The organism is Streptomyces sp. NPDC045431, from assembly GCF_040646655.1.
Lineage (GTDB): Bacteria > Actinomycetota > Actinomycetes > Streptomycetales > Streptomycetaceae > Streptomyces.
In genome coordinates this window covers 224,123-246,533 of record NZ_JBEZAQ010000003.1, presented here as the reverse complement: position 1 = coordinate 246,533, position 22,411 = coordinate 224,123, and the positions used below count along the sequence as shown (strand labels likewise).

The following is a 22,411-nucleotide window of genomic DNA, read 5'->3' as shown; positions in this document are numbered from 1 at the left end:
AGCGGGTCCTCGACATCCGACGACGACTTTCTTCCGAGATTTTCCCCGGGATTTTCGCCTAGCCGATGGCGCGGGAGACCGAGATACCTTTCGTGGCGCCGCCCGAGTAGAGACCTGCGTGACCGTTCACTTGGAAGGGTCTGAGGCCGGGGTCCGTAGCCTTGTCCTTGCCGGTGCGGGCGTCGAGGATGACCGGGCCGTTGTCGGTGGACGCGTATACGGCACCGTGCCAGGCGGTCCCGATTTCCGGCGTCAGCCGCGTCTCGTCACTCTCGTCGATCGCCCACAGTTCCTTGAACGACTGGGCGTCCAGCGCGAACACTCGGCGGTCCCAGCCCTCCTCGGCCTGACAGACGATCGTGGCGCGCTCGTCGTGCTCACAGGAAAGATCCAACAGAGCGTCCAGCGCCTTGGCGTCGACGCCGGCGGGCGGCTTGCCGGTGGAGACCTCGAGCAGCGCCGAGATGTCCTGGTCCCGGACGAAGGGCGCGTCCACCTCCGCCGTGAACAGACCCGCGCCGACCGGCCTCAGGACCGTCCTGTTCAGTCGGTCCATGTACGTCCACGTCCTCTTGCCGTCGGCGATCCGGAGTCCCTCCACGCTGGCGCCGCCGCCGAGGGCACTGTCCGCGCCGCCTCGCCCGACAACCGTGCCGCCGTCAATGAACCCGGCGTAGAAGCCCTTGGCCGTCCAGGAGGTCTGTCGCGTGGCGAGCGTGATCCCGAGGGTTGCCGCCTCGCTCTCCACGCCGAGCCGGACGACGGCGGTCGTGCCGTCGGAGCCGACCAGGACTGGGTCCCCGTCCTCTTGACCTTCGGGCCTGTCGATCGTGGCCGTCCACAGCCGTTTCCCGGAGTCGGCGGCCACGGCCGTGAGCTCGATAACGGGCCGCTCGGGCGTGGTGCCCGACCCCGGCACAGTCACGGCGAAGGCGGCCAGCACGGTCGGCTTACCGTCAAGTTGGACGAGGGTCGGGCCGGCCACGTCGCCGGTGCCGTAGTCGTCGTCCTCACTCGCCCGGCCCTGCGGCTGCACACTCCACAGGGCCTTGCCGCTGAGCGCATCGACGGCCTTCACCTCGTTGTCCGACGCCGCATACACGGTGGTGCCGTCGAGCCGGACGGCCCAGTTACCCTCGTTGTATCCGCCGGCGACCGGGTACGTGGCCGAGCTCTCGAACTTGAGTGGCGGGTCATAGGACTTGGTCGTCGGCGTGGCGGTCTTCGTGCCGCCCGCACCCGGCTTCGGCGCACCTGCCCTCGGCCCGTCGTCTTCGCCCGAGCCGACTGAACAAGCCGTGACCAGGCACAGCACCAGGCCGAACGGCATCAGACGTCGAGACGTCCGCGATGTTCGACGCATTACGTCACCCCCGTGTGTTCATCCGCAATGATCGTAACCAGGGCTTCCGGCGGACGGTGTCTGAACCAACGCCCCTTTATGGCATGGACATTGAGCGCACCCGGTAACACGACCTACCTGGCCGGACTCCACATCGCAGGCTTCCACTCCTGGACGAGGAGCCCGAACACCACCTCGTCGAGGAACTCGCCCATCGCCCAGTGCGAGGAGCGCAGCAGCCCCTCGCGGACGAAGCCGTTGCGCTCCGCCGCGCGCAGCATCGGCGTGTTGTCCGCCAGTGTCTCTATCTGCAGCCGCTGCAGCCCGCGCACGACGAAGCCGTAGTGGCACAGCACGGCGACCACATCGGTGCTGTACCCCTTGCCGCGCGCGGACGGCAGCAGCCCGAGCCCCAGGTGCGCGGACCGGTGGTGGTTGTCGATGCCCCACAGCGCGGCGGTGCCGATCAGCGCGCCGCCCCGCAGCTCCACCACGGAGAACTGGACGCGCCCCTGCTCCTTGTCGTCCACGACGAGCCGCGGGTCGTTCGACCCGGGCGTGATCGGCCGCCACGGGACTCCCTCCGCCCGCGAGGCACCGGCCACGTCGTCGTAGAGCTCGGTCCGCAGGACCGGGATGTCCGCCTCGTACCGGGCCCTGAGCCCGATCTTGCCGCCTCGTAGCATGCGAATTTCCTATCCGGCCGGATTGGCCGACGGCAAACCAATAAGCGGTCGCCTCGCGTGCCCCGTGGCACACTGCCCCGTCGACGAAAGGGTGGGGCTGTGCAGGGGTTCAGCAGGGTGGGAAGCGTCATGGCGGCGGCGGCCGTACTGATGGTCGCGGGCTGTGGGGGCGGTGACACCGACGAGGCCGTGCCGCCGGACCCCAAGGCGAAGCCGTCGGCGTCCGCCGCCGCGTCGCCCCGGGCGGCAGAGAAGACCAGGGACGACGTGGTGGAGGACTTCCGGTACGCCACCAAGGGCCTCGCACAGGACTTCCGGGACGGGCCGGTGGACCCGCGGAACCAGCACTGCGTCACCAACCTCGCCGTCCTGACCCGTGCCGTTCCCGAGCGTTCGGATCTCGTGACGGTCGTCCACAAACTGCAAGAGCGCGGGTGGAAGCTGTTGATGCCCGAGAGCGAGATCCGCGCCGACGACACCGCGATCTACCTCAATGCGGGCCCCTGGCGGGCCATCATGGGCGGGGGGCCGGTCCCGGCGGAGCTCGAAGCTCAGGCGGCCGACAATCTCGGCGCGATCGGCCTGACGGGCAACGGTAGGTGCCAGCACCCTGGGCTGGACCATCAACCTCCCACCCAACCCAGCCACCCGTAGGCACGCCATGGGCACCTCGTGGCCACTTGGACCGGTGAGGACCGGCTTCAGGCCACTGTGCCCGTCACCGCCCGGACCACCGTCTCGTGCAGCAGGTCCGGCTCCACGAACGGTGCCTCCGCCGTGGGTCGCGACCGCCAGTCCAGCGGCCACGTCAGCCCGTCGAGCGCGGGCACCCCGACGAACGCGGACTCCCGCCCGTTCCGGCTCAGCGCCCTCGCACCCGCCGGCCAGGCGTACGCGCGTGCCGTCTGCGGCGGCAGGAGGAAGTAGAGGTTCTGCTCCCCGGCGAGCTCCCGGACGATGGGCCCCGCCTGGAAGGCGGTGAACTGCATGAGCTCGTACGCGATCTCCTCGCCGAGCATCCCGCCGATGCGTACGGCGTCGAAGTGGATGCCCGCGTGCCGCAGGGCGTGCCCGGATGCGGGTACCCAAGAAGGCACCCTGTCAAGCGAATTGCGCTGATTCATGCGGCCAGCTTGGCCTTCCGGTTCTACTGTGACCAGCACCACAGCCGGTCTGTGAGGGGCTGTGTGAACAGGGAGGACGTACGTGAAAGTCGGGAACAAGGGAACCCCTGGCGCCGCGAAGGCGTTCGGCAGGCTGCTCCGCTTCTACCGGGAGCGAGCGAAGGTCTCGCAGGAGGCGCTGGGCCTCCACACCGGTTACTCCAAGTCCCAGGTCGCCATGATCGAGCGCGGCGAGCGGCGCCCAAGGGGCAACTTCGTCGAGCTGTCGGATGAGTTCCTGGGTGCACAAGGTGCACTGATCGAGGTAGCGCAGGAGCTGAAGGCGAGCGGCGTGGCCGCTTGGTTCGAGGACTACTTGGAGGAGGAGGCGAAGGCTGCGGGGGTTCACAAGTACGAGAACCAAGTGATCCCAGGGCTGCTTCAGACCGAGCCCTACGCTCGCGCGGTCTTCGGCTGCGCATGTCCTCCCCTGGACGACGAAGAGATCGAGGCAGGCGTCGCAGCGCGGTTGGCGCGTCAGGCGCTGTTCCACCGCAAGCCCACGCCGCTCATCAGTTTCGTCCTGGAGAAGGCAGCACTGACCAAACCGCTCGGTGGTGCGGCGGTCCTGCGAGACAACCTGCTGCACATCCTGAAGATCGGGCAGCTACGGAATGTGCAAATCCAAGTGATGCCGGAGGACCGGCAGACCCATGCCGGTCTGAACGGCCCCTTCACGTTGCTGGATACAGCCGAGCGGCGAGGACAACTGGTCTATGTCGAAGGACAGGGCGGACGGTACTTTCTCAGCGAACAACCGGACCTTGGAGACGTGTTCGCTCGGTACAGCTCCCTGCGGGCACAAGCCCTCAACCCGGAAGACTCGGCCGAACTCATCGAACAGGTGGCACGAACGCTATGAACAGCGACCTCAACTGGTTCAAGTCCAGCTACAGCAGCGGTCAGGGTGGCGACTGCGTCGAGGTCGCTCTCTGCTGGACCAAGTCCTCCTACAGCGGCGACCAAGGCGGCGACTGCGTCGAGGTCGCCGCCTGCCCCCACACCGTCCACGTCCGCGACTCCAAGGACACCGCCCTCCCCGCCCTCACCGTCTCCCCCACCGCCTGGTCCGCGTTCCTCGCCGCCACCCACGACGGCTGAACCGAAGGCGCTCCTGACAGGGGCCCGGGCACGCCCACATGATGCGGGCATGGACGACATCCGAGAAGCGCTCTGGAACGCCACCGTCCGTCCCGCCGCGTACGCGCCCGGATATGAGCCCGGGGGTGAGCAGTACCAGGCCGCCGTACTGGAGCAGTACAAGCTGTGCGTGGAGATGGCCGACCGCACCAGCTCCCGCCGCAACCTCACCAACACCTTCTTCCTCTCCCTCAACAGCGTCATCGCCGCGATGCTGACCGGCCTGGGCGGCGGGGGCCTCACCCACGCACCGCTCTGGGCGCTGCTGGGCGGGTTGGCGATCCTGTTCGCCCAGTGCGTCGCCTGGTTCGTCACCATCCGCTCGTACCGGCTGCTCACCGCAGCGAAGTACGCGGTGATCGGGGCGTTCGAGGAGCGGTTACCGGCGTACGCGTACTCCCGCGCCGAGTGGCAGGCCCTCGGCGAGGGGAGGGACTGGCGCAAGTACCTGCCGCTGACCCACGTCGAGCAGTGGGTGCCGTTCGTGTTCGCGCTGACGTACCTGCTGGGGTTCGCGGCGGCCGTCGCCTGACGCCGGACGGCGGCGGTGTCAGTGGGCTCTGCCATGATGCGCGGCACCAGCGAGGGCACGGGAGCGGACATGGTGGAGCAGGCGGTACGGGCGCTCGTCGAGGCGATCGTCGCGGAAGCGCCGAGCGGCTGGGCGCACGCCGTGATGCACGGCCGGATCGACCGGGGCGATGTCACGGTGACCGGCGGCTACACCCCGCGAGAGAACCCCTGGGACAGCCGCATGCCCCACCCCCTGGTGGAGCTCATGATGCTGGGCGAGGCGTTGCGGCAGGAGCGGGGGTGGGAGTCCGTGAGCGTGGAGGTCCGGTGCCTGCCGACCGGCGCGTACCGGTTCGCCGCCTTCGACGACTCCCTGACCTGGGTGACCGGGGAGGGCAGCGGCTACCAGCTGGTCCTCGACCCCGACTACCGGCTTCCTCAGCCCGGCGCGCACCAGGATCCCGGCACGGCGGCTCCGGCGGGGGACCCGGAGCTGGCCGTAGCCCGGTTCCGTACGTACCTCGAACGGCGTGCCGCGATCCTCGGGCACGCGGAGGAGCTGCCCCCGCCCGCCACCGCCGCCGAACTCGACGAGGCCGAACGCCGCCTCGGCCGGCGCCTGCCCGCCGACCTGCGGGCGCTGTACGCGGTCGCCGACGGCGACGGGGACCTCGGGCTGTTCCGCGGCCACGCCTGGGTGCCGTTGAGGCGGCTCGTCGCCGAGAGCACCGGCCCGTACGCGGTCGAGCGGCCCTGGTTCGGCTGGGACCTGGAGTGGGACGGCGTCGTCTTCGACACCACGCCCGCGGACACCGTGCGCCGCTGCGGTGCCCATCCGGGGTGGCTGCGCTTCACCACCGCGTACGACGGCAACTACCTGGCCGTCGACACGGTCCCGGCCCGGGACGGGCGTCCCGGCCAGGTCATCCACACGGGACGCGACTACGACCGGGGCCCCTCCTACGTCGCCGACTCGGTCACCTCGCTCCTCGGCCACTACCTGGACCTGCTGGAGCAGGGCGCGTACGAGCAGCGCGGCGACCGCATCGCCCTGCTCGGCACCGGCCGCGAATCGGCACCGCGGGACATCGTCGGGGGCATGCCGGACGAGGTGCCGCCCAGCCTCCAGGCGCTCCACATCAACGACGCCCCCGACGTCGTCGACCTCGCCCCGCTGACCGCCGCGCCCCGGCTGCGCCGTCTGCACCTCAACCGCTCCACCACCGGTGACCTGACCCCGGTGCGCGACCTGCCCGTCGAGTCCCTGCGCGTCACGCTCGTCGACGGCGATCTGGCGCCGCTCGCCGGGCACGCGCACCTCACGTCGCTCGGTCTGACCACCACGGCCCCGACCGACCTCACCCCGCTGCGCACCGTCCCCCACCTGCGCGGCCTCGACCTCTCCGGGGCCGACACCCCCGACCTGACCGCCCTGGCCGGGCTGCCGGAGCTGCGCTACCTCGCCCTCACCGGCCGCCAGTGGGCCGCCCTGCTGGACGCGGGTGCGGTGCCTCCCGCCCTCGCCGCCGCGCAGCTCGCCGACAGGGACGCCACCCTCGACGACGCCCTCGCCTGGGCGGCCCGCCTGGGCCTCGACACCGCGAACGCCCTGCATAGCGCGGGCACCCACGACAGCCTTGACCTCAAGTGAACTTGAGTTTCTACGGTGAGTCCCACCGAACGCGCACCACCCGCGCACCACCGGAGGGACCAGCCATGCAGTACACGCACAGCGACGACGAACTGATCAAGCAGCCCATCGGCTACTGGAGTTGGGCCGCCTACAAGGCCGTCGTCACCCGCACCCGCGCCGCCCTCGACGAGATCGGCACCACGCAGCCCCAGTGGTGGGTCCTCGCTCAAGTGGCCCGGGCCGACAGCCCGAAGACCCGCACCGAGGTGTCCCGCATCCTCCGTGACTACCTGGACACGGGCGCGGCGGCCATGGAGGCGGAGATCGACACCACCATCACCCAGGGCTGGATCACCGAGGACCCGGAGGGCCGTCTCGCCCTCACCCCGGAAGGCAGCGCCTTCTACGCCAAGGCCGCTGTCCTGCAGGAAGAGTTGTGGGAGGAACGGCACGCGGACATCTCCGACGAGGAGTACCTGACGACCATGAAGGTGCTCCAGCGCTTCATCCACAACACGGGCGGGCGCTTCTGGCACCACTAGCGGCGCCGGCCGCCTCCGCCCGAGCCGCCTCAGCACCAGATCGGCTCCTGCACAAAGTCCCCGGCCGGCTGCTGCGCGGCGGCCACGGAGACGCGGGGTGCCGGGTCACGGAGCACCTGGTCGGCGGGGCCCGCCGTCAGGGCGGCGAGCAGGGCGGCGGCGGTGGCGGCGACGAGCTTCGTAACGGCCTTACGGCACATGGGAGAGCCTCTTCATCTGGGAAGGGAGAGCGGGGAGTTGGCCGGTTCTTTCCGTCCCGGCGCATCGCCATCGTGCCGAGCCGCAGAGGCGGCTGTCGCTTGATTCCGCTGGCACAAAGCTTTCCGACACATCCGTGCCAGCGTGTCCGCCGCCCCCGGACATGCGCATGCGGGGGCACACTCCTGACACAGTTGGTCCACGTAATGGACACTGTTTGTGCAGGCAGCGATGGATGTGGACAATCCACGTGCAAGATCGCCTCTGAGGGCCCGCCTTGCCGCCAGCGTTGTCGGCCGACCATGCGCGCCGCTCCGTTCCGCGACCTGGGGGGACTTCCCGTGCTCGTTGCTCTCGGGCTGACAGAGCGGTCCGACACGCTCTACCGGTTCATCCTCAAACGGCCTGATCTCACCGTCGCCCACCTCGCCGAAGCACTGGGCCGGCCCCAGGAGGACATCTGCGAGGACCTGGAGGAGCTGACACGGCTCTCCCTCCTCGCACCGTCCTGGCGCGGTGACGGCCGCCTGCGGGTGGTCAACCCGAAGGCGGCGCTCGACGCCCTGCTCGCCCACCAGCAGGCGGAGATCGCCGAGCGGCACCGGGCGCTGGCCGAGAGCCAGGCGGCGGCGGGCGCACTGCTGTCGCAGTACGCCGAGCTGCATCCGGCGGGCGAGACCCACGAGGCGGAGCGCCTCCAGGGGATCGATGCCGTATGGGCGAAGATGGAGCAGCTGAACGACAGCACCCGGTCCGAATCCATGGCGTTCGCGCCCGGCGGGGCGCAGACCTCGGAGGCCTACAAGGCCAGCGAGCCGCTCTCGGAGGCGCTGCTCGCGCGAGGGGTGCGGATCAGGACCATCTACCTCGACTCCATCCGCAACGATCCCGCGAGCGTCGAGCACGCCCGCTGGCTGACCGAGCGCGGCGGGCAGGTGCGGACCGTCTCCGCCCTGCCGATGCGCATGTACATCGCCGACCGGAAGTCGGCGATGGTCCCCATCAACCCGGCCGACAGCGCGAAGGGCGCGGTGCTGCTGCGCGAGCCGGGGGCCGTGGCCGCGTTCTGCGCGCTGTTCGAGGCGGTGTGGGCGACCGCGACGCCGTTCGGTGAGCCGCCCCGGCGCAGCCTCGACGACCCGGGCTCGCAGCCCCGGGAGCTGCTGCGCCTGCTCGCCCAGGGGTACACCGACGAGGCCGCCGCCCGTCGGCTGGGGATCTCCCTGCGCAGCGAACGGCGGCTGATCTCGGAGCTGATGGAGAAACTGGACGCGCAGAGCCGCTTCCAGCTGGGACAGCGGGCCGCCGAACACGGCCTGCTGTGACGCCCGTTGGTCAGCAGGCGCAGGACGCGCCCGTGACGGGCGCCGTCAGCGGGTCCGGCGCGGACCGGCGCACGCCCTGGGCGTCCTCGACCGGGAAGCCCTCGCGGGACCAGTACTCGAAGCCGCCGAGCATCTCCTTGACCCGGTAACCGGCGGTGGCGAAGGCGTGCGCGGCGCGGGTCGCGCCGTTGCAGCCGGGGCCCCAGCAGTAGGTGACCACCACGCTGCCGGGCGGGACCAGCTCGGCCGCGCGGTCCGCGATGTCGTCGGTGGGCAGGTGTACGGCGCCGGGGATACGGCCCTGGGCCCACGCCTCGGGGCCACGGGTGTCCACGAGGACGAAGGAGGCGGCGCCGGACTCGATGTCGGCGTGCACATCGGAGGCGTCGGCCTCGAAGGTGAAGCGGCGGTGGAAGTGCGCGGCGGCGGTGGCCGGGTCAGCCGGCGGGACGCGCAGCACCTTCGAGGGGGCGGTGGTGGTGGTCATGGTCTTCCTCCGTGGGATGGGTGACGGGGCGGCGCAGGGCCGCGAGGGCGAGCAGGGCGTAGAGGGCGGCGGTGGCGGCGCCCGGGCCGAGCAGCAGCGCGGGCACGCCCCACCGGGCGGTGTGGGCGAGGCCGAGGACGGCCAGGGCGACGAGCGCGGCGACGACCGCCCCGCGCCGGCCGCCGGGGGCGGAGGCGGAGGTGTCGTCGGCCGCCTGGTGACCGGACGTGAGCTCCGCCCAACGGGCGCCCGTAGCCCGCAGGTTCGTCCGGCAGTACGTCCAGCAGACGAGCGCCGAGACCAGGGCGAGCGGGGGGAACAGCAGCGCGGAGACGGCCGGGGGCGCCGGGGCGGGGGGTGCGAGCAGCAGGGCGTACAGCGCGGCGGCGAGGCCCACGCCCAGCAGGGTCCCGGCCAGCACGCGGCGCTTGGCGCGCGCGGCCGGTACGGCCGACTCCAGGCCGACCCAGCCGAAGAGCAGGGGCACGGCGAGCAGCGCGGGATGGGCGCTCGGCGCGTGGCCGGCCGGCGCCGGGAGCCCGCCCAGCGCCCACCACGCACCGGCCAGGACCAGGACCGCGGCCAGCCGGACCCGGCGGAGCAGGTACGCGCCCGACCGGGCGGCCACGGCGGCGGTGACGAGGACGACCGCGGCCACGGCGTACGGCACCGGTGTGCCCACCGGCCCCCACGCCCGGGCCGCGAACTCGCCCGCCGACAACGCCACCGCCGCCTGGCCCGTGGCGAAGCCGCCGAAGTACAGCGCGGTGACGGTGCGGCCCGCCCCCGGACCGAGCCGGTCGCGGACGAAGGCCACCGGGCCCGCCGCCCGCGTCCCGCCGGAGGCGGCGAGCAGCAGGCACCAGCCGGCCAGGGCGGCGGCCAGCGCGACGGCGACGGCCGGGGCGTGCGGAGCGGGGGCCAGCGCCGCCGGGAGCAGAAGCGTCCCGGCACCCAGCACCGCCACGAGGGTCCGTACGGCCGCGGCACCGCCGGACGCGGCACCAGCGGACGCGGCACCGGCGGACGCGGCACCGGCGGACGCGGCACCCGCGGACGCGGCACGGGCGGACGCGGCACCCGCGGACGCGGCACCGGCCGACGCGGCACCGGCCGACGCGGCACCCGCGGACGCGACACCGCCGGACGCGGGACCTGCCACCGGGTGGCCCTGCGTCACGACAACTCGTGGAAGTACAGCGGCACATCGGTCGGCAGCACGGTGCCGGCAGGCACCAGGGCGCCGTCCAGCGCGGACCACTCGGGCATCCGCGTCCCGGCGTCCACCGCCACGCCCAGCTGCGCCGCGAGGAACGCCGACCAGCCCGGCATCAGCGGCGCGGCCGCCACCGCGACGGCGGCGAGCAGCTCCACCGAGGCGGCGAGCCGTCCCGCGTACCGCTCGCGCGGTCCGGCGGCGCCCAGCAGCGCCAGCTCCTGGAGGTCCGCGACGGCCCGGTCCACCACCGCGGCGATCACGGCGGCCGCGCGCTGCGGCGAGAAGGTCTCGGCGGCGAGCGCGCCGTCCACGAGGCCCGGCAGCGCGGCCCGTTCGGCGGCGAGAGGACCTTCGGGGGCGGCCGTGGGGACGGCCGAGTCGAAGTCCTTGGCGAGCAGGTCCAGCACGGTGTCGGTCCACGCCTCGAGGCCGCCCGCCAGCACCGTGCTGACCGTGTCGGTGAACTCCTTCATGGAGAAGTTGTTCTGCTCCCGCTCCGGTCCGGTCAGGCACAGGTGGAAGCGCAGCGCGTCCGCGTTGACCCGGCGCAGGAACTCGCCGCCCCAGATCGCGTGGCCCCGGCTGGTGGAGAACTTCTCCCCCTCCAGGCGGTAGAACTCGTTGATCACCACCTGCGCGGGCAGGGTCAGTTCACCCTGGGCCATCAGCAGCGCGGGCCAGAGCACGGCGTGCGAGAACGAGCAGTCGAAGCCGATGAAGTTCACGATCCGGGTCTCCGGGTCGGTCCACCGCCGCTGCCACGCGCCCTCGTCGCCGTCGGCCTCGCCGAGCCGGGCGGTGGCCGCCACGTACCCCCAGATGCCGCTGAACCAGGTGTCGAGGATGTGGCCCTCCCAGCCCGGGAGCGGGACGGGGATGCCGTACGACGCCTCGCGGCTGATCGCGGTGTCGGGCAGCTCGCGCGAGAACAGGCCCTCCAGGTAGGCGCGCAGCCGGGGCCGCCACTCGGCGCGGGACTGGGCGTCGTCGTAGTACTCCTGCAGCCGCTCGCGGTACTGCTCCAGCGGGAAGACGATGCGGCGCATGGTGCGCGTGCCCGGCGTGGTCCAGCAGGCGGTGCACCGGGGGTCGGCGAGCCCGGCGGGGTCCTGCGGCAGGCCGCACGCCTCGCAGTAGACGCCGTCGGAGGGCTCGGCGCAGAACTGGCAGGCGCCGCGCACCTCGGCCTCGTACAGGTAGCGGTCGCACGGGGTGCAGTGGAAGACCGGCAGCTCCTGGACCTCCAGGGCGCCCGCCTCCCACAGCTCCAGGAAGAACCGCTGCACGAACAGGGTGTGCGCCTCGTCGGTGAGCGGGCGGGTGAACCAGTCGTGGTGCATGGCGCCCAGCGAGAGGGTCTCCTCCATGCGGTCCCCGAAGAGGCGGGCGGTGCGGTGGGCGGTGGAGCCGATCTCGGCGGCCCGGCGCGGCACGTAGCAGGAGTGCTCGTCGGAGTAGCCGACGTACTGCACGTCGTGGCCGCGGCGGCGCAGGTGGCGGGTGAGGACGTCGGCGCCGAGGAACGGGCCCGAGAGGTGACCGAGGTGGAGGTCGCCGTTGGGGTTCGGCGGCGCGCTGGTGACGACGTACGAGGTCATGAGGTGGGAGTTCCTTCGGAGAGGCCCTCGGGGAGGACGAGAGGAGCGGTGTCGAGCGGGGGCAGGGCGTCGGAGGTGGCGGCGACGACCCGGGTGCGCGGCGGCAGGTCGTCCAGGACGACCGAGTGCGCGCCGATGCGGGAGTCCTCGCCCACGGTGACCGGGCCGAGGACGCTGGCCCCGGTACCGATGACCACCCGGTCGCCGATGACGGGGTGGCGGCGGGCGCCGGCGGGCCGGCGCAGGTCCTTCCACCAGCCCACCGACCCCAGCGTGACCTGGTGGTACAGCATCACGTCGTCACCGATGACGACGGTCTCCCCGATGACGACGGCCGTGCCGTGGTCGACGAAGAACCGGCGGCCGATGCGCGCGCCCGGGTGGATCTCGATCCCGGAGACCGCGCGGGCCAGCAGCGACAGGGCGCGGGCGGTGACCCGGTGGCCGCGCCGCCACAGCCGGTGCGCGACCCGGTACGTCCAGAGGGCGTGGATGTGCGGGTAGAGCAGCACTTCGGCGCGGGAGGTCGCGGCCGGGTCCTTCGCGAGGACGGTCTCGACGTCCTCCCGCAGCACCGACCGGACGTGCCTGAAGGTGGTCCGTCTACATGTGGTCATAGGGGGCCTCCGGGCGGATCGGGTGGCCGGCGAGGAAACGCTGCGGCCGGTACGGCTCCAGGAGCTCCTGGACGGCCTTGCCGGGTACGGCGCCGCCCTCCACGATCTCCTTGGCGGCGAGTTCGGCGACGGCCGGCGCCAGCTTGAAGCCGCCGCCGCTGAAGCCGAGCGCCAGGTAGAGGCCGTCGGGTCCGGCCGCGCCGACCACCGGCCGCTTGTCGGGCGTGTAGCCGTCGAGGCCGGACCGGGTGCCGGCGAGCGGCGCGGTGGCGGCGGCGGGGACGCGGTCGGCGATGGCGTCGATGGCCTGCTCCAGCTCGGCGGAGGTGAGCGGCTCGACGTCCCGGCCCAGCACGGTGTCGGGCTTGCTCGGCACACCGAAGTAGAAGCGGTCGAGGCCGTCGGGCCGGAAGTAGCTGCCGGTGGTGTCGTCGATGCAGGTCGGCACGGAGGCACCGGAGCCGCGCCGCCCGGCGCCCGGCAGTTCGGCCTGCGCGAGGCCGATGCGGCGGGCGGTGACCGGGATGTGGATGCCGAGGTACTCGGCGGGCGCCGAGCCCCAGGCCCCGCCGGCCAGCACGACGAGCGGCGCGTCGATCCGGCCGATGGAGGTCAGCACACCGGTGACGGTGCCCGCGTGCTCCAGGACCTTCACGGCCCGGATGCCCTCCGAGGGCGAGACGCCGAGCCGGTACGCCGCCGTCAGCAGCGACGCGGAGGCGGCCATGGGGTCGGCGTAACCACCCTCCGGCTCGTACGCGGCGAGCGCCACGCCTTCGGTGCGCAGCCCGGGGTAGAGCTCCTTGAGCTCGGACCGGCCGATGACCTCGACGCGCCGGTAGCCGGCCGCCTCGGTGGCGACGGCGGCGTTCTGGCGCAGGTCGTCGGCGTGGTCCTCGCCGACGATCATGACGAAGCCGGTGCGGCGGTATCCGCAGTCGCCGCCGATGGCGTCCGACCACTGCTCGAAGACGGGCAGGCTGCGGGCGGCGAGCCGGGTGTCGCAGGCGGCGGTGTGGTGCAGCCGCAGCAGGCCGCCGGAGCGGGAGGTGGCGCCCTGGGCGTTGACCCGGCCCTGGTCGCACAGCACGATCCGGCCGATCCCCGCGAGGGCGAGCTGGTGGGCGATGGCCGCCCCGATCACCCCGCCGCCGACGATGACGGCGTCGGCGTGGGCGTGCACGATGGGACTCATCCCCACACCGCCTCGCCGGCGATCGGGGAGGCGTCGTCGATGCCGAACCGGGCGGCCCACTTGGCGCGTTCACGGGCTATGGCCTCGGCGCCGCCCCACCAGATGGTGACGAACCGCAGCCGCGTGTCGCCGTCGTTGGTCAGGTCGTGGTCCTGGAACGGCGTGATGAAGACCGTCTCGCCGGCGCGCACGCGGCGCGTCTCGTCGCCGATGCGCATGACGCCGCTGCCCTCGACGATGAAGAACATCTCGTTCTCGTCGTGGTGGTGCGGGGTGGAGGTGGCGCCGGGCGCCACGTCGACCCAGGCGCCGCCCCAGCCCGGCGTCTCGACGGCCTCGGGCCAGGGGAAGATGCGCCGGCCGCTGACGTTGTAGGTCTCCTCGAAGACCATGTCGTCGTCGCCGGTGGTGAAGACGTGCATGTGCGGGTGTCCAATCAGGCGGCGACCGGCGCGCGGAGCCGGCTGCGCAGGTCGCGGTGGATGGTGTCGGCCTTGGCGGCCATCTGGCTGAAGGAGGTGGCGCTGCCGATGCCGTGCCGCCACTCGGTGAGGCCGTCGAGATAGATGCCGACCTCGCACTCCTCGGTGGTCTCGGCGCGGTAGGCGCGGGTCACCTCCGGGCGTCCGGCGGCGTCCCGCCGCAGGTACGGGGAGAAGGCGGCGAGCTGGCGCGGGAAGGCGGGCTCCCGGTAACCGGTGCACAGCACCACCGCGTCGGCCTCGATCAGACCGCGCTCGCCGGTGAAGACCTCCTCGGTGCGCAGCCGCACCGCGCCGTCGTCGGTCCGCTCGACGGCGGTGACCTCGGTGCGCCGGTGCATGCGGAGGCGGTCGCGGCCGCTGAGCCGGTCCTCGTACACCGCCTGGTAGAGCGCGGTGGACACATCGGGGTCCACGGCCGCGTAGTTGGTGGCGCGGGCCTGGTCCAGGGCGCGTGCGCGCTGCTCGTCCTCGAGGCCGTAGAAGTAGTCGGTCTCGGCGGGGAAGTAGACCTCGTTGGAGAAGTGGCCCAGCTCGTACATCCGGAAGCCAGCGTGCCGGACCACCGAGTGGATGCGGGTGCCGGGGTCGGCGGCAGCCAGGTGCAGGACGATCTCGCCCGCGGTCTGCCCGGCACCGATCACCGCGACGCTGCGCAGGGGCTTCTCGCCCAGGGCGGCGAGGCTCGGCAGCAGGCGGCTCGCGTGGAACACCCGTTCGCCCAGGTGCGGGCGGAAGGTGTCGGGGACGTACGCCTCGTGGCCGGTGGCCAGGGCGACGTTGCGGGTGTGGAAGGTGTGGGTGGCGCCGTCGCGGGTGTCGCGGGCGACGACCCGGGCGGTGCGCACCCGGCCGTCGGCGTCGGTGACGGGTTCGACGGCGAGGACCTCGCGGTGGTAGTCGACGGGGCCGCGCACCTGCCCGGCCGCCCATTGCACGTAGTCCGACCACTCCAGCCGGCTGACGTAGCCGCCCATCAGCGTGAACGGGTAGAAGCGCCCGCTCTGCTGCAGGTAGTTGGGGAAGGTGAAGCGGCTGCGCGGGTCGCGCGGGGTGGCGAAGTCGCGCAGGAAGTGGTGCTGGATGTCGGTCCCGGGCAGGACCAGGTTGGGCTGCCAGGCCGAGTCGGCGGCCTTCTCCAGGTAGCGGGCGGCCAGCGGCCCGGACCCGGTGGCGTCGTCGTGGTCCTCGACGGCCGCGGCGAGCGCGATGCCGGAGGGGCCGAAGCCCGCCACCACCAGGTCGTGGACCCGTTCGTCGGTGTACGTCATCGGGTGCTCCCCGTGGTCGGCTCCAGCGGCTCCAGCGCCGCGGACAGGGCCTCCCGCAGGATCAGCCCGGCGGTGTCTATCTCCTCGGCGGTGCAGTTCAGCGGCGGCAGCATGCGCACCACGCAGTCGTCCCGGCCGCCCAGCTCCAGGATCAGGCCGCGGCTGACGGCCTCCCACTGGACGCGCTTGGCGAGCGCGGTGGCGGGCAGCCCGGTGACCGGGTCGGCCAGCTCGACGCCGGCCATCAGGCCCAGGCCGCGCACGTCGGCGACGTACGGGCTGAGCGCGCGCAGGCCCTGGAGGTGCACCATCAGCTGGTCGGCCCGGGCGCGGACGTTCTCCAGGACCCGGTCGCGCCGGACGACCTTGAGGGTGGCGACGCCGGCGGCGAAGGCCGGCTGGTTGCCGCGGAAGGTGCCGGTGTGGGCGCCCGGTTTCCAGGTGTCGAGCTTCTCGTCGTAGAGGATCACGGCGGCCGGCAGGCCCATGCCGCTGAGCGCCTTGGACACGCACACCACGTCCGGCTCGATGCCGTACTGCTCGAAGGCGAACCAGGTGCCGGTGCGGCCGCAACCGCTCTGCACCTCGTCGACGATCAGCGGGATGCCCAGCTCGCGGGTGACCTTGCGGACGCGCTGCACGAACTCCACCTCGGCGGGGATCACCCCGCCCTCGCCCTGGACCAGCTCCATCAGCACGGCCGCCGGCAGGGTGATGCCGCCGTTGACGTCGGTGAGGGCGCGCTCGAGGAAGGCGGCGCAGTTGACCTCGCAGCTGTCCCGCTTGAGGCCGAGGGGGCAGTTGTGGCAGTTCGAGTACGGGAAGAAGTGCACGCCCGGCATCCGGCCGCGTACGGGCTCCTTCTGCTCGACCAGGCCGGTGACGCTCATCGCGGCCAGCGTCGCGCCGTGGAAGCCGCCCTGGAAGGTGATGACCTCCTCGCGGCCCGTGGCGGTCTTGCACAGCTTGAGCGCCGCGTCGACGGCGTTGGCGCCGGTCGGGCCGCAGAAGTGGATACGGGTGCGCTCCCGCATCGGCTCCGGCAGCATCCCGATGGTCAGCTCGGTGAACTCGTCCTTGACGGGCGTGGGGAAGTCCAGGCCGTGGACGAACTCGTCGAGCTGCCGGTGGGCGGCGGCGAGCGGCTCGGGGTGGTTGTGGCCGAGGGAGAGCACCCCCGCGCCGCTGAGGAAGTCGAGGAAGACGTTGCCGTCGAGGTCCTCGACGTAACTGCCCCGGGCGCGGCGGATGGCGAGGGGAAGCTTGCGGGGGTACGAGCGCGAGTTGGACTCGCGCCGCTCCTGGCGGGCGAGGAGCTCGGCGCTGCGCGGGCCCGGCAGGGCGCCGGTCACGCGCGGCCCGGCATAGCGGGGTGCCGCGGCCTCCGCGGGGATCGCGTGGCCGACGGTGGGGGCGGTCATGGTGGTGGGGACCTCTCGTGTCAGGCGGCGGCGAGGGCGGCGGCGCGGTCGGTACGGGTGGGGGCGGTACGGCCGGGGGCGGACGCCAGGCGGCCGGCCAGCGCGTCGGCGAGGGTCGCGGCGCGCAGCGACAGCAGGCTGAAGGACCCCGCGTCGCCGATGCCGTGGCTGGACTCGCACAGGCCGTTCAGGAACAGCGGCGGGGTGCCGTCGGCGACCGGCCGCAGCGCGTAGTCGGCGTCGACCTCCAGGCGGCCGTCCGGCTCGGTGGCGAACCGGTCGGCGAGCGACGCCATCAGCGGCGGGCACAGCTCCTCGTCCGGGCCCGGGCCCATGTTGCGGAAGCCCGTGGCGAGGACGGCGAAGTCCACGGTGTCGGTGATCGTCTCCCCGGTGTGGCGCTCCAGGAAGTCCAGCGCGATCCGGCCGTCGCCGGTCTCGGCGACCCGTACGGCCTCGTGGTTGCCGCGGACGAACACCCGCTGGTCGCCGTCGAGCTCCTGCTCGTACATGGTCAGGTAGAGCTCGCGCAGTACGTCGCCGTCCGCCGACGAGTAGTTGGTGGGGTGCATGTAGGCGTCGAGGGCGCGCTTGCCCTCGCGGGAGGCACGGAAGTAGTAGTCGGTGAACTCGGGGAAGTACCCCTCCTCGCTGAAGGGGCTGGTGTCCTTCAGCCGCAGCGAGTGGGAGCGGGTGTAGGTGGTCACGCGGGTGCGCGGGAAGCGGCGGCTGAGGTCGAGGGCGAGCTCGACGGCGCTCTGGCTGCCGCCGATGACGGCCACCGACTCCGGCTCGCGCCCCTCGCCGGTGCCCCCGGTCAGCTCGGTGAGGCGCGGCAGGTACTGGGTGAGGTGGAACACGCGCCGGCTGCGCACGGTGTCGTACGGGGCGGGGACGTACGGGGTGCGGCCGGGGCCCATCACGAGCGTCCGGCCCAGGTAGCGGCGGCCCGACACGGTGGTCACCTCGTACAGCGACTCGCCCGCCACCTCGGTGATCCGGACCCGGTCGGCCCGCTGGTCGCAGTCCACGAGGTGCGAGAAGAAGCCGGCGGCCCAGCGGATGTAGCCGGCGTACTCCTTGCGCAGCGGGAACTCCGAGGGGAGGTTGAGGTGGCGCAGCAGCCGGCCCTGCTCGTGCAGGTAGTTGAGGAAGCTGTAGCGGCTGCGCGGGTTGCGCAGGGTGACCAGGTCGCGGCTGGGGTGGTTCTGGATGTCGGAGCCGTCGAGCAGCATGCCGGGCTGCCACTCCGGGCTGGGCCGGGCCTCCAGGAATCTGGCGGTGAGCGGCGAGTCGCGTTCCTCCAGGGCGATGGCGAGGGCGAGGTTGGCCGGTCCGAAGCCGATGCCGAGGATGTCGTGGACGTCGGGCGTGCCGGGCGTGGTGGTCTCGCTCATCGTGCGGTGCTCCTTGCGATCGCGGGGGCGGTGGTCGTCGTGGCGGTGGTGGTGGCGGTCACCGTGGTCAGGGTCGGGTTGCCGTCGAAGTCGATGCGCAGGCCGCTGATCCGGTCGGCGGCGTACACCCGCTGGTCGGTGCGGTACCAGAGGGGGATCAGGGCGAGGTCGGCCATGGCGGCGCGGTCGGCGCGCCGCCAGGCGTCGGCGCGCTCGGCCGGGTCGGTGGACGCGCGGGCCCGGGCGACGAGGGCGTCGAACTCCGGCTTCTCGTAACGGCCCTCGTTGTCGCCGTGGGCCGTGCCCCGCTCGTCGGGTGCCGTGCAGGACGAGTGCAGCAGCGGGAAGAGCATGTTGTCGGGCGTGGGGTAGTCGCAGGCCCAGCCGGCCCGGCACAGGCCGGCCGCGGCGATCGAGGTGCGGTGGTCGACCAGGCCGCGCCCGTCGGTGCGCAGCAGGTCGACGTGCCAGCCGAGGACGTCCTCCAGCCCGCGGGCCAGGGCGTGCACCCAGTCGTCGTGGCCCGCCCCGGTGTTGTAGGCGAGGTCGACGCGGGTGCCGGGCGGCAGGCCGGCCCGCAGGGCGGCGGCCCGGGCCCGTCCCGGGGCGTACGCGGTCCAGTCCTCCTCCCACTCCCCGCGCGGGGTGTGCGCCGTCCCGAACCAGGGCGACAGCAGGGAGTGGGCGGCGGTGCGCCGGCCGTGGAAGTACGTGTCGATCAGGGCGTGGCGGTCGATGGCGGCGGAGACGGCGCGGCGGGCGTCCACCGAGTCCATCGGCGCCTGGTGGCAGAAGGGGATCAGGTAGAACAGCCCGGCGCCGTCCCTCTCCAGGAAGCCGTCCAGGCGTGCCGCCTCGGCCGTGCGGGACGGCGGGACGCGGGCGTAGTCGTACGTGCCGGCCAGGAACCGCTCGTACTCGTCGTCCAGCGCGGTGACCGGGTCGAGGATGTCGATGTGGACCTCGCGCACCTCGGGTGCGGGGCCAAACCAGCGCTCGTTGCGGCGCAGCCGGATGGACTCGCCGTGCCGCCACGGACCGGCCATCACGAACGGCCCGTTGCCGATCGGCAGGTCGTTGTACGCGGGGTTCAGGGCCGGGCCCGCGCAGGACGGGACCGGGCTGAAGATCGGCTGGAGGGTCTTCAGGTCGAACTGGACGTCCGGCTCGGACAGTTCCACGACGAGCGTGGCGTCGTCGACCGCGGTGAAGGACCGCACGCCCGCCAGGTGGTAGGCGGTCTCGGTGTTGGCCTCCGGATCGAGGGCGCGCGCCCAGCCCCGGACGAAGCTGTGCGCGGTGACCGGCTCGCCGTCGCTGAAGACGGTGTCGGTGCGCAGCGTGAACGTCCAGGTGAGCGCGGCGTCGTCGGTCCACCAGCGGAGGGCGGTGGCGGGGACGAGCGCGCCGTCGTCGTCCAGCGCCAGCAGGCCCGTGAACAGGGCCTTGCAGACGAGGATGCCTTCGCCCTCCTGGGCCTTGTAGGGGTCGATCGCGGTCGGTTCGGTGATGCCCATGCGGAACACGGGGTCGTCGGTGTGCACAGTGATCGTTCTCGCTTCGGCTCTCAGGCGGGTACGACGACGACGTCGAGGCGTTCGTCGAGTTCGGCGGCGATCCGCTCCACCCGGTCGATGTCGGCCGGCTCCCGGTACGGCGCAGCGACCGCCAGCGAGCCGGCTATCTCGTACCAGCCCTCCGGTGCGCGCCGCAGCCGGTCGCCGGGGCGGGAGGCGGGGATGTACGAGCGGAAGTAGGGCGAATGGAAGGCGTCCCCCGGGTTGTTGCGCACCAGCCTCCCGGTCCGGTACGCGAACTTGATGCAGGTGGCGGCGCGGGGCTCGGCCGCGCGCCGGACCTCGCCGTCGAGGACCGCGGCCCGGGCGGCCGTGTCGTCGCCGGCGAGCACGGCCTTGGCGTACAGCCGGACCGCGTCGATGCCGTGGACCTCGCGCAGGTTGCGGTAGTTCTGCCCGCCGCTCATCCGGGTGGCGAACTCGACCACCCGGTAGCGGCCCTGGTCGTCCTGCCGGAACTCGGCGTTGAACAGGCAGTGCTCGACGCCGAGCGCGGCGACGATGCCCTCGGCGACCGTGACGAGCTCCGGCTCCTCCTCCGGGGTGCGGAAGGGCAGCGTGTAGAAGTCCTCCTCGAAGTACGGGCCGGGCATCTGCATCTTGTTGGTGACGCCGACCAGGTGGAACCGGCCGGAGAGCACCACGCCGTCGAGGGTGACCTCCTTGCCCGGCAGGAACTCCTCGAGAAGCGCGATGTCCGGGCCGTCGCTGGGGAAGTAGCCGCCCCACTCCTCCACCAGCCGCGCCACGTCCTCCAGCGCCGCGCGCAGCGCGTCGCGGTCGTGGACGAGCGTGACGCCCATGCTGGCCGCCAGCGCGCTGGGCTTGACGATGAAGGGGTAGCGGAACCCCTCGGCGGCGGCGAGCCCCTCCTCGACGCCGGTGACGGCGACCGCACGCGGCCCGGGCAGGCCGTGCTCCTCCAGGAACTCCCGCTGGAGCCGCTTGTCGCGCGAGATCTCGTCGGCCTCGGGGCGCGGCCAGGCGTGCCCGAGGAGCCGGTTGGCGAGCGAGGTGACCACGATGTCGGAGTCGTAGAAGGTGATCGCGGTGGCGATGCCCAGCCGGCGCGCGGCGGCCGCGCAGAACTCGGCCAGTCCGGTCGTGTCCAGGTCCTCCGGCAGACGGACCACGGAGGCGAACCGGCCGTCCTCCTCGGCCCGGGCGACCTGGGTGGCCAGGTGGATCTCCAGGCCCATGCGCTCCAGCGTCTCGATGTGCTCGCGGTGCCACGCGTACGTGTTCCGCATGATCAGCAGGATCTTCATGCCGCTTCCTCCTCCTGCCGCCGCCCGGGGGCACGGGTGACGACGGTGACCTTCTCGGTGAGCCGCTCCGCGGTGGCGACGGCGGCGGCGGTGTCGGCACCGGTGGCAAGCACCTGGCCGACGCGGTCCCAGTTGCCGCGCAGCTCGCCCACGGTGTCGCCGGGCGCGACCGTGGTCTCCACGTCCAGGACGCCGTCGAGGGCCCTGGCCTCCTCGGCGCCCTGGATCTCCACGACCGTGCCGGGGCGGGCGGACAGGAAGCGGGTGGCGGCCGAGCGGCGGGGGACGGGCCGCTCGGTCAGCGCCGGGATCAGCCCGAACTGCCAGGCGACGATCCACTCTTCGACGTCGATGCCGTACGCGGCGTCCAGCAGGTCGAAGATCCGGTCACCCCCCATCCGGTTGTGGCCCTCGATGATCTGCGGCCCCGACGGGGTCAGGCGCAGCTCGGTGTGGGCGGCGCCGTCGGTCAGGCCGACCGCGTCGAGGAAGCGGCTCACGCTCTCCTCCACGCGCCGCTCGTCGTCCGGCGCGAGCCGGGCCGGCAGCGCGTGCCCGAGCTCGATGAAGCCCTCGCCCGCGCCCGGCGCGCGGTCCGGGCCGGCGTCCGGGTCGACGTCCGGGCCGTCACCGCCGGTGAGCTTCTCCGTCACCGCGAGCACGATGTGCCGGCCCGCGAAGGAGAACGTCTCGACGCTGTACTCCGGACCGGAGATGTACTGCTCGGCGATGAACCGCCCGATCGTGAAGAACGACCCCCACTGGAGGTCGGTGCGGGCGCGCAGCGCCTCCACCTCGGCCCACGCCGCCGCGGCCTGCTCCGGCCCGTCGATCCGTACGACGCCGAGGCTGGCGGTGGCGTCCACGGGCTTGAGCACCAACGGGTAGCCGTGCGCCGCCCCGAAGGCGACCAGGTCGTCCGCGCCGGCGACCTCGGCGGCGGCCACCGACAGCTCCCGCACCAGCGGGTCGGGGTGCGCGCCGAGGTGGCGGCGCATCGCGTGCTTGTCGCGGAGGAGTTCGGCGGTGCGCTCGGTGGTTCCGCCGAGCCCCAGGTGGTCGCTGATGCGGGCGGCCGGCACGAGACCCGGCTCCGTGATGGACACGACGCGGGTGAACCCGTACGCCTGGTGGGCCGCCTCGACGAGCGGGCGGGTGGTGTTCCAGTCGGTGTAGTCGGCGATGATCACGGCCGCGGCGAGCCGGGCGGCCTCCGGCACGAACTGGTCCGGGTGCTGGATCAGTACGAACCGGATTCCGAGCGCCGCGGCTTTGCGCAGCGTCTGTATGCGGCCGCCGACGACGAGAAGCGTTTTGTCGGTCAGGTGAGCGGTCAT

The 22,411-nt window shown here is 72.7% G+C and carries 23 protein-coding genes; 7 read left to right on the top strand and 16 right to left on the bottom strand.

Annotation, left to right across the window (positions count from 1 at the left end; genetic code table 11):
• Positions 1-58: 58 nt before the first annotated feature.
• Positions 59-1,330, bottom strand: coding sequence for a hypothetical protein (locus tag AB0A69_RS09685; protein WP_361417584.1), 1,272 nt, complete (start codon positions 1,328-1,330; stop codon positions 59-61).
• Positions 1,331-1,476: 146 nt separating this feature from the next.
• Entirely contained in the window at positions 1,477-2,028 is a 552-nt protein-coding gene (locus tag AB0A69_RS09680) for a GNAT family protein (protein ID WP_361417581.1), read from the bottom strand.
• A gap of 129 nt (positions 2,029-2,157) precedes the next feature.
• On the opposite strand from AB0A69_RS09680, the gene AB0A69_RS09675 reads away from it, so the two are divergent.
• Entirely contained in the window at positions 2,158-2,682 is a 525-nt protein-coding gene (locus AB0A69_RS09675) for a hypothetical protein (protein WP_361417578.1), read from the top strand.
• Positions 2,683-2,729: 47 nt separating this feature from the next.
• Here the strand turns inward: AB0A69_RS09675 and AB0A69_RS09670 are convergent, their stop codons facing one another.
• Positions 2,730-3,152 (bottom strand): hypothetical protein, encoded by a 423-nt coding sequence (locus tag AB0A69_RS09670; RefSeq protein WP_361417576.1) that lies wholly within the window; start codon positions 3,150-3,152, stop codon positions 2,730-2,732.
• An 82-nt stretch (positions 3,153-3,234) separates the two neighbouring features.
• Between AB0A69_RS09670 and AB0A69_RS09665 the strand changes: the two genes are divergently transcribed.
• The 5 genes from AB0A69_RS09665 to AB0A69_RS09645 all read left to right on the top strand — a co-directional run bounded on the left by AB0A69_RS09665 (position 3,235) and on the right by AB0A69_RS09645 (position 7,019).
• The gene (locus tag AB0A69_RS09665; RefSeq protein ID WP_361417573.1) at positions 3,235-4,053 is read left to right on the top strand and encodes a helix-turn-helix transcriptional regulator; all 819 of its coding nucleotides are present in this window, start codon (positions 3,235-3,237) and stop codon (positions 4,051-4,053) included.
• Positions 4,050-4,292 (top strand): DUF397 domain-containing protein, encoded by a 243-nt coding sequence (locus AB0A69_RS09660; RefSeq protein ID WP_361417570.1) that lies wholly within the window; start codon positions 4,050-4,052, stop codon positions 4,290-4,292. Before AB0A69_RS09665 ends, AB0A69_RS09660 begins: the two co-directional genes overlap by 4 nt.
• A 49-nt stretch (positions 4,293-4,341) precedes the next feature.
• Positions 4,342-4,863, top strand: a complete 522-nt coding sequence (locus AB0A69_RS09655) for a hypothetical protein (RefSeq protein WP_361417567.1) — start codon at positions 4,342-4,344, stop codon at positions 4,861-4,863.
• A gap of 15 nt (positions 4,864-4,878) precedes the next feature.
• Positions 4,879-6,495: an SMI1/KNR4 family protein gene (locus AB0A69_RS09650; RefSeq protein ID WP_361417564.1), complete on the top strand. Its 1,617-nt coding sequence runs from the start codon at positions 4,879-4,881 to the stop codon at positions 6,493-6,495.
• A gap of 65 nt (positions 6,496-6,560) precedes the next feature.
• Positions 6,561-7,019 carry a MarR family winged helix-turn-helix transcriptional regulator gene (locus tag AB0A69_RS09645; protein ID WP_361417561.1) on the top strand — a complete coding sequence of 153 codons (459 nt, stop codon included), beginning with the start codon at positions 6,561-6,563 and terminating at the stop codon, positions 7,017-7,019.
• Positions 7,020-7,048: 29 nt separating this feature from the next.
• On the opposite strand, the gene AB0A69_RS09640 is transcribed toward AB0A69_RS09645, so the two are convergent.
• Positions 7,049-7,219 carry a hypothetical protein gene (locus AB0A69_RS09640; RefSeq protein WP_361417558.1) on the bottom strand — a complete coding sequence of 57 codons (171 nt, stop codon included), beginning with the start codon at positions 7,217-7,219 and terminating at the stop codon, positions 7,049-7,051.
• Between the two features lie 339 nt (positions 7,220-7,558).
• Here AB0A69_RS09640 and AB0A69_RS09635 point away from each other — a divergent pair, with 339 nt between their 5' ends.
• A complete protein-coding gene (locus AB0A69_RS09635) occupies positions 7,559-8,542 on the top strand; it encodes a LuxR C-terminal-related transcriptional regulator (RefSeq protein ID WP_361417555.1) in 984 nt (327 codons plus the stop codon).
• Between the two features lie 10 nt (positions 8,543-8,552).
• On the opposite strand, the gene AB0A69_RS09630 is transcribed toward AB0A69_RS09635, so the two are convergent.
• From AB0A69_RS09630 to AB0A69_RS09575, 12 genes are read right to left on the bottom strand one after another with little or no spacing between them, the layout of a single operon-like run.
• Positions 8,553-9,029: a rhodanese-like domain-containing protein gene (locus AB0A69_RS09630; RefSeq protein ID WP_361417552.1), complete on the bottom strand. Its 477-nt coding sequence runs from the start codon at positions 9,027-9,029 to the stop codon at positions 8,553-8,555.
• Positions 8,980-10,209, bottom strand: coding sequence for a hypothetical protein (locus AB0A69_RS09625; RefSeq protein WP_361417549.1), 1,230 nt, complete (start codon positions 10,207-10,209; stop codon positions 8,980-8,982). Before AB0A69_RS09625 ends, AB0A69_RS09630 begins: the two co-directional genes overlap by 50 nt.
• Entirely contained in the window at positions 10,206-11,846 is a 1,641-nt protein-coding gene (locus AB0A69_RS09620; protein ID WP_361417546.1) for a class I tRNA ligase family protein, read from the bottom strand. The genes AB0A69_RS09625 and AB0A69_RS09620 overlap by 4 nt, the downstream gene beginning before the upstream one ends.
• Positions 11,843-12,463 (bottom strand): serine O-acetyltransferase EpsC, encoded by a 621-nt coding sequence (gene epsC, locus AB0A69_RS09615; protein WP_361417543.1) that lies wholly within the window; start codon positions 12,461-12,463, stop codon positions 11,843-11,845. Before epsC ends, AB0A69_RS09620 begins: the two co-directional genes overlap by 4 nt.
• A complete protein-coding gene (locus tag AB0A69_RS09610) occupies positions 12,450-13,658 on the bottom strand; it encodes an FAD-binding oxidoreductase (protein ID WP_361417540.1) in 1,209 nt (402 codons plus the stop codon). The genes epsC and AB0A69_RS09610 overlap by 14 nt, the downstream gene beginning before the upstream one ends.
• On the bottom strand, positions 13,655-14,080 hold the full coding sequence (locus AB0A69_RS09605) for a cupin domain-containing protein (protein WP_361417538.1): 426 nt from the start codon (positions 14,078-14,080) through the stop codon (positions 13,655-13,657). Before AB0A69_RS09605 ends, AB0A69_RS09610 begins: the two co-directional genes overlap by 4 nt.
• A gap of 14 nt (positions 14,081-14,094) precedes the next feature.
• On the bottom strand, positions 14,095-15,411 hold the full coding sequence (locus AB0A69_RS09600) for a SidA/IucD/PvdA family monooxygenase (protein ID WP_361417535.1): 1,317 nt from the start codon (positions 15,409-15,411) through the stop codon (positions 14,095-14,097).
• The gene (locus AB0A69_RS09595; RefSeq protein WP_361417532.1) at positions 15,408-16,832 is read right to left on the bottom strand and encodes a diaminobutyrate--2-oxoglutarate transaminase family protein; all 1,425 of its coding nucleotides are present in this window, start codon (positions 16,830-16,832) and stop codon (positions 15,408-15,410) included. The genes AB0A69_RS09600 and AB0A69_RS09595 overlap by 4 nt, the downstream gene beginning before the upstream one ends.
• Positions 16,833-16,852: 20 nt before the next feature.
• On the bottom strand, positions 16,853-18,229 hold the full coding sequence (locus AB0A69_RS09590) for a SidA/IucD/PvdA family monooxygenase (RefSeq protein WP_361417529.1): 1,377 nt from the start codon (positions 18,227-18,229) through the stop codon (positions 16,853-16,855).
• On the bottom strand, positions 18,226-19,773 hold the full coding sequence (locus tag AB0A69_RS09585) for an ABC transporter substrate-binding protein (protein WP_361417526.1): 1,548 nt from the start codon (positions 19,771-19,773) through the stop codon (positions 18,226-18,228). The genes AB0A69_RS09590 and AB0A69_RS09585 overlap by 4 nt, the downstream gene beginning before the upstream one ends.
• A gap of 23 nt (positions 19,774-19,796) precedes the next feature.
• Entirely contained in the window at positions 19,797-21,074 is a 1,278-nt protein-coding gene (locus AB0A69_RS09580; RefSeq protein ID WP_361417523.1) for an ATP-grasp domain-containing protein, read from the bottom strand.
• Positions 21,071-22,411 (bottom strand): ATP-grasp domain-containing protein, encoded by a 1,341-nt coding sequence (locus AB0A69_RS09575; protein WP_361417520.1) that lies wholly within the window; start codon positions 22,409-22,411, stop codon positions 21,071-21,073. Before AB0A69_RS09575 ends, AB0A69_RS09580 begins: the two co-directional genes overlap by 4 nt.

Bases quoted from the DNA above. Each gene is read 5' to 3' on its own strand.
- AB0A69_RS09685 (WP_361417584.1), bottom strand. From the start codon at position 1,330: ATGCCGTTCGGCCTGGTGCTGTGCCTGGTCACGGCTTGTTCAGTCGGC.
- AB0A69_RS09680 (WP_361417581.1), bottom strand. From the start codon at position 2,028: ATGCTACGAGGCGGCAAGATCGGGCTCAGGGCCCGGTACGAGGCGGAC.
- AB0A69_RS09675 (WP_361417578.1), top strand. From the start codon at position 2,158: ATGGCGGCGGCGGCCGTACTGATGGTCGCGGGCTGTGGGGGCGGTGAC.
- AB0A69_RS09670 (WP_361417576.1), bottom strand. From the start codon at position 3,152: ATGAATCAGCGCAATTCGCTTGACAGGGTGCCTTCTTGGGTACCCGCA.
- AB0A69_RS09660 (WP_361417570.1), top strand. From the start codon at position 4,050: ATGAACAGCGACCTCAACTGGTTCAAGTCCAGCTACAGCAGCGGTCAG.
- AB0A69_RS09655 (WP_361417567.1), top strand. From the start codon at position 4,342: ATGGACGACATCCGAGAAGCGCTCTGGAACGCCACCGTCCGTCCCGCC.
- AB0A69_RS09645 (WP_361417561.1), top strand. From the start codon at position 6,561: ATGCAGTACACGCACAGCGACGACGAACTGATCAAGCAGCCCATCGGC.
- AB0A69_RS09640 (WP_361417558.1), bottom strand. From the start codon at position 7,219: ATGTGCCGTAAGGCCGTTACGAAGCTCGTCGCCGCCACCGCCGCCGCC.
- AB0A69_RS09630 (WP_361417552.1), bottom strand. From the start codon at position 9,029: ATGACCACCACCACCGCCCCCTCGAAGGTGCTGCGCGTCCCGCCGGCT.
- AB0A69_RS09620 (WP_361417546.1), bottom strand. From the start codon at position 11,846: ATGACCTCGTACGTCGTCACCAGCGCGCCGCCGAACCCCAACGGCGAC.
- epsC (WP_361417543.1), bottom strand. From the start codon at position 12,463: ATGACCACATGTAGACGGACCACCTTCAGGCACGTCCGGTCGGTGCTG.
- AB0A69_RS09610 (WP_361417540.1), bottom strand. From the start codon at position 13,658: ATGAGTCCCATCGTGCACGCCCACGCCGACGCCGTCATCGTCGGCGGC.
- AB0A69_RS09605 (WP_361417538.1), bottom strand. From the start codon at position 14,080: ATGCACGTCTTCACCACCGGCGACGACGACATGGTCTTCGAGGAGACC.
- AB0A69_RS09600 (WP_361417535.1), bottom strand. From the start codon at position 15,411: ATGACGTACACCGACGAACGGGTCCACGACCTGGTGGTGGCGGGCTTC.
- AB0A69_RS09595 (WP_361417532.1), bottom strand. From the start codon at position 16,832: ATGACCGCCCCCACCGTCGGCCACGCGATCCCCGCGGAGGCCGCGGCA.
- AB0A69_RS09590 (WP_361417529.1), bottom strand. From the start codon at position 18,229: ATGAGCGAGACCACCACGCCCGGCACGCCCGACGTCCACGACATCCTC.
- AB0A69_RS09580 (WP_361417523.1), bottom strand. From the start codon at position 21,074: ATGAAGATCCTGCTGATCATGCGGAACACGTACGCGTGGCACCGCGAG.
- AB0A69_RS09575 (WP_361417520.1), bottom strand. From the start codon at position 22,411: ATGACCGCTCACCTGACCGACAAAACGCTTCTCGTCGTCGGCGGCCGC.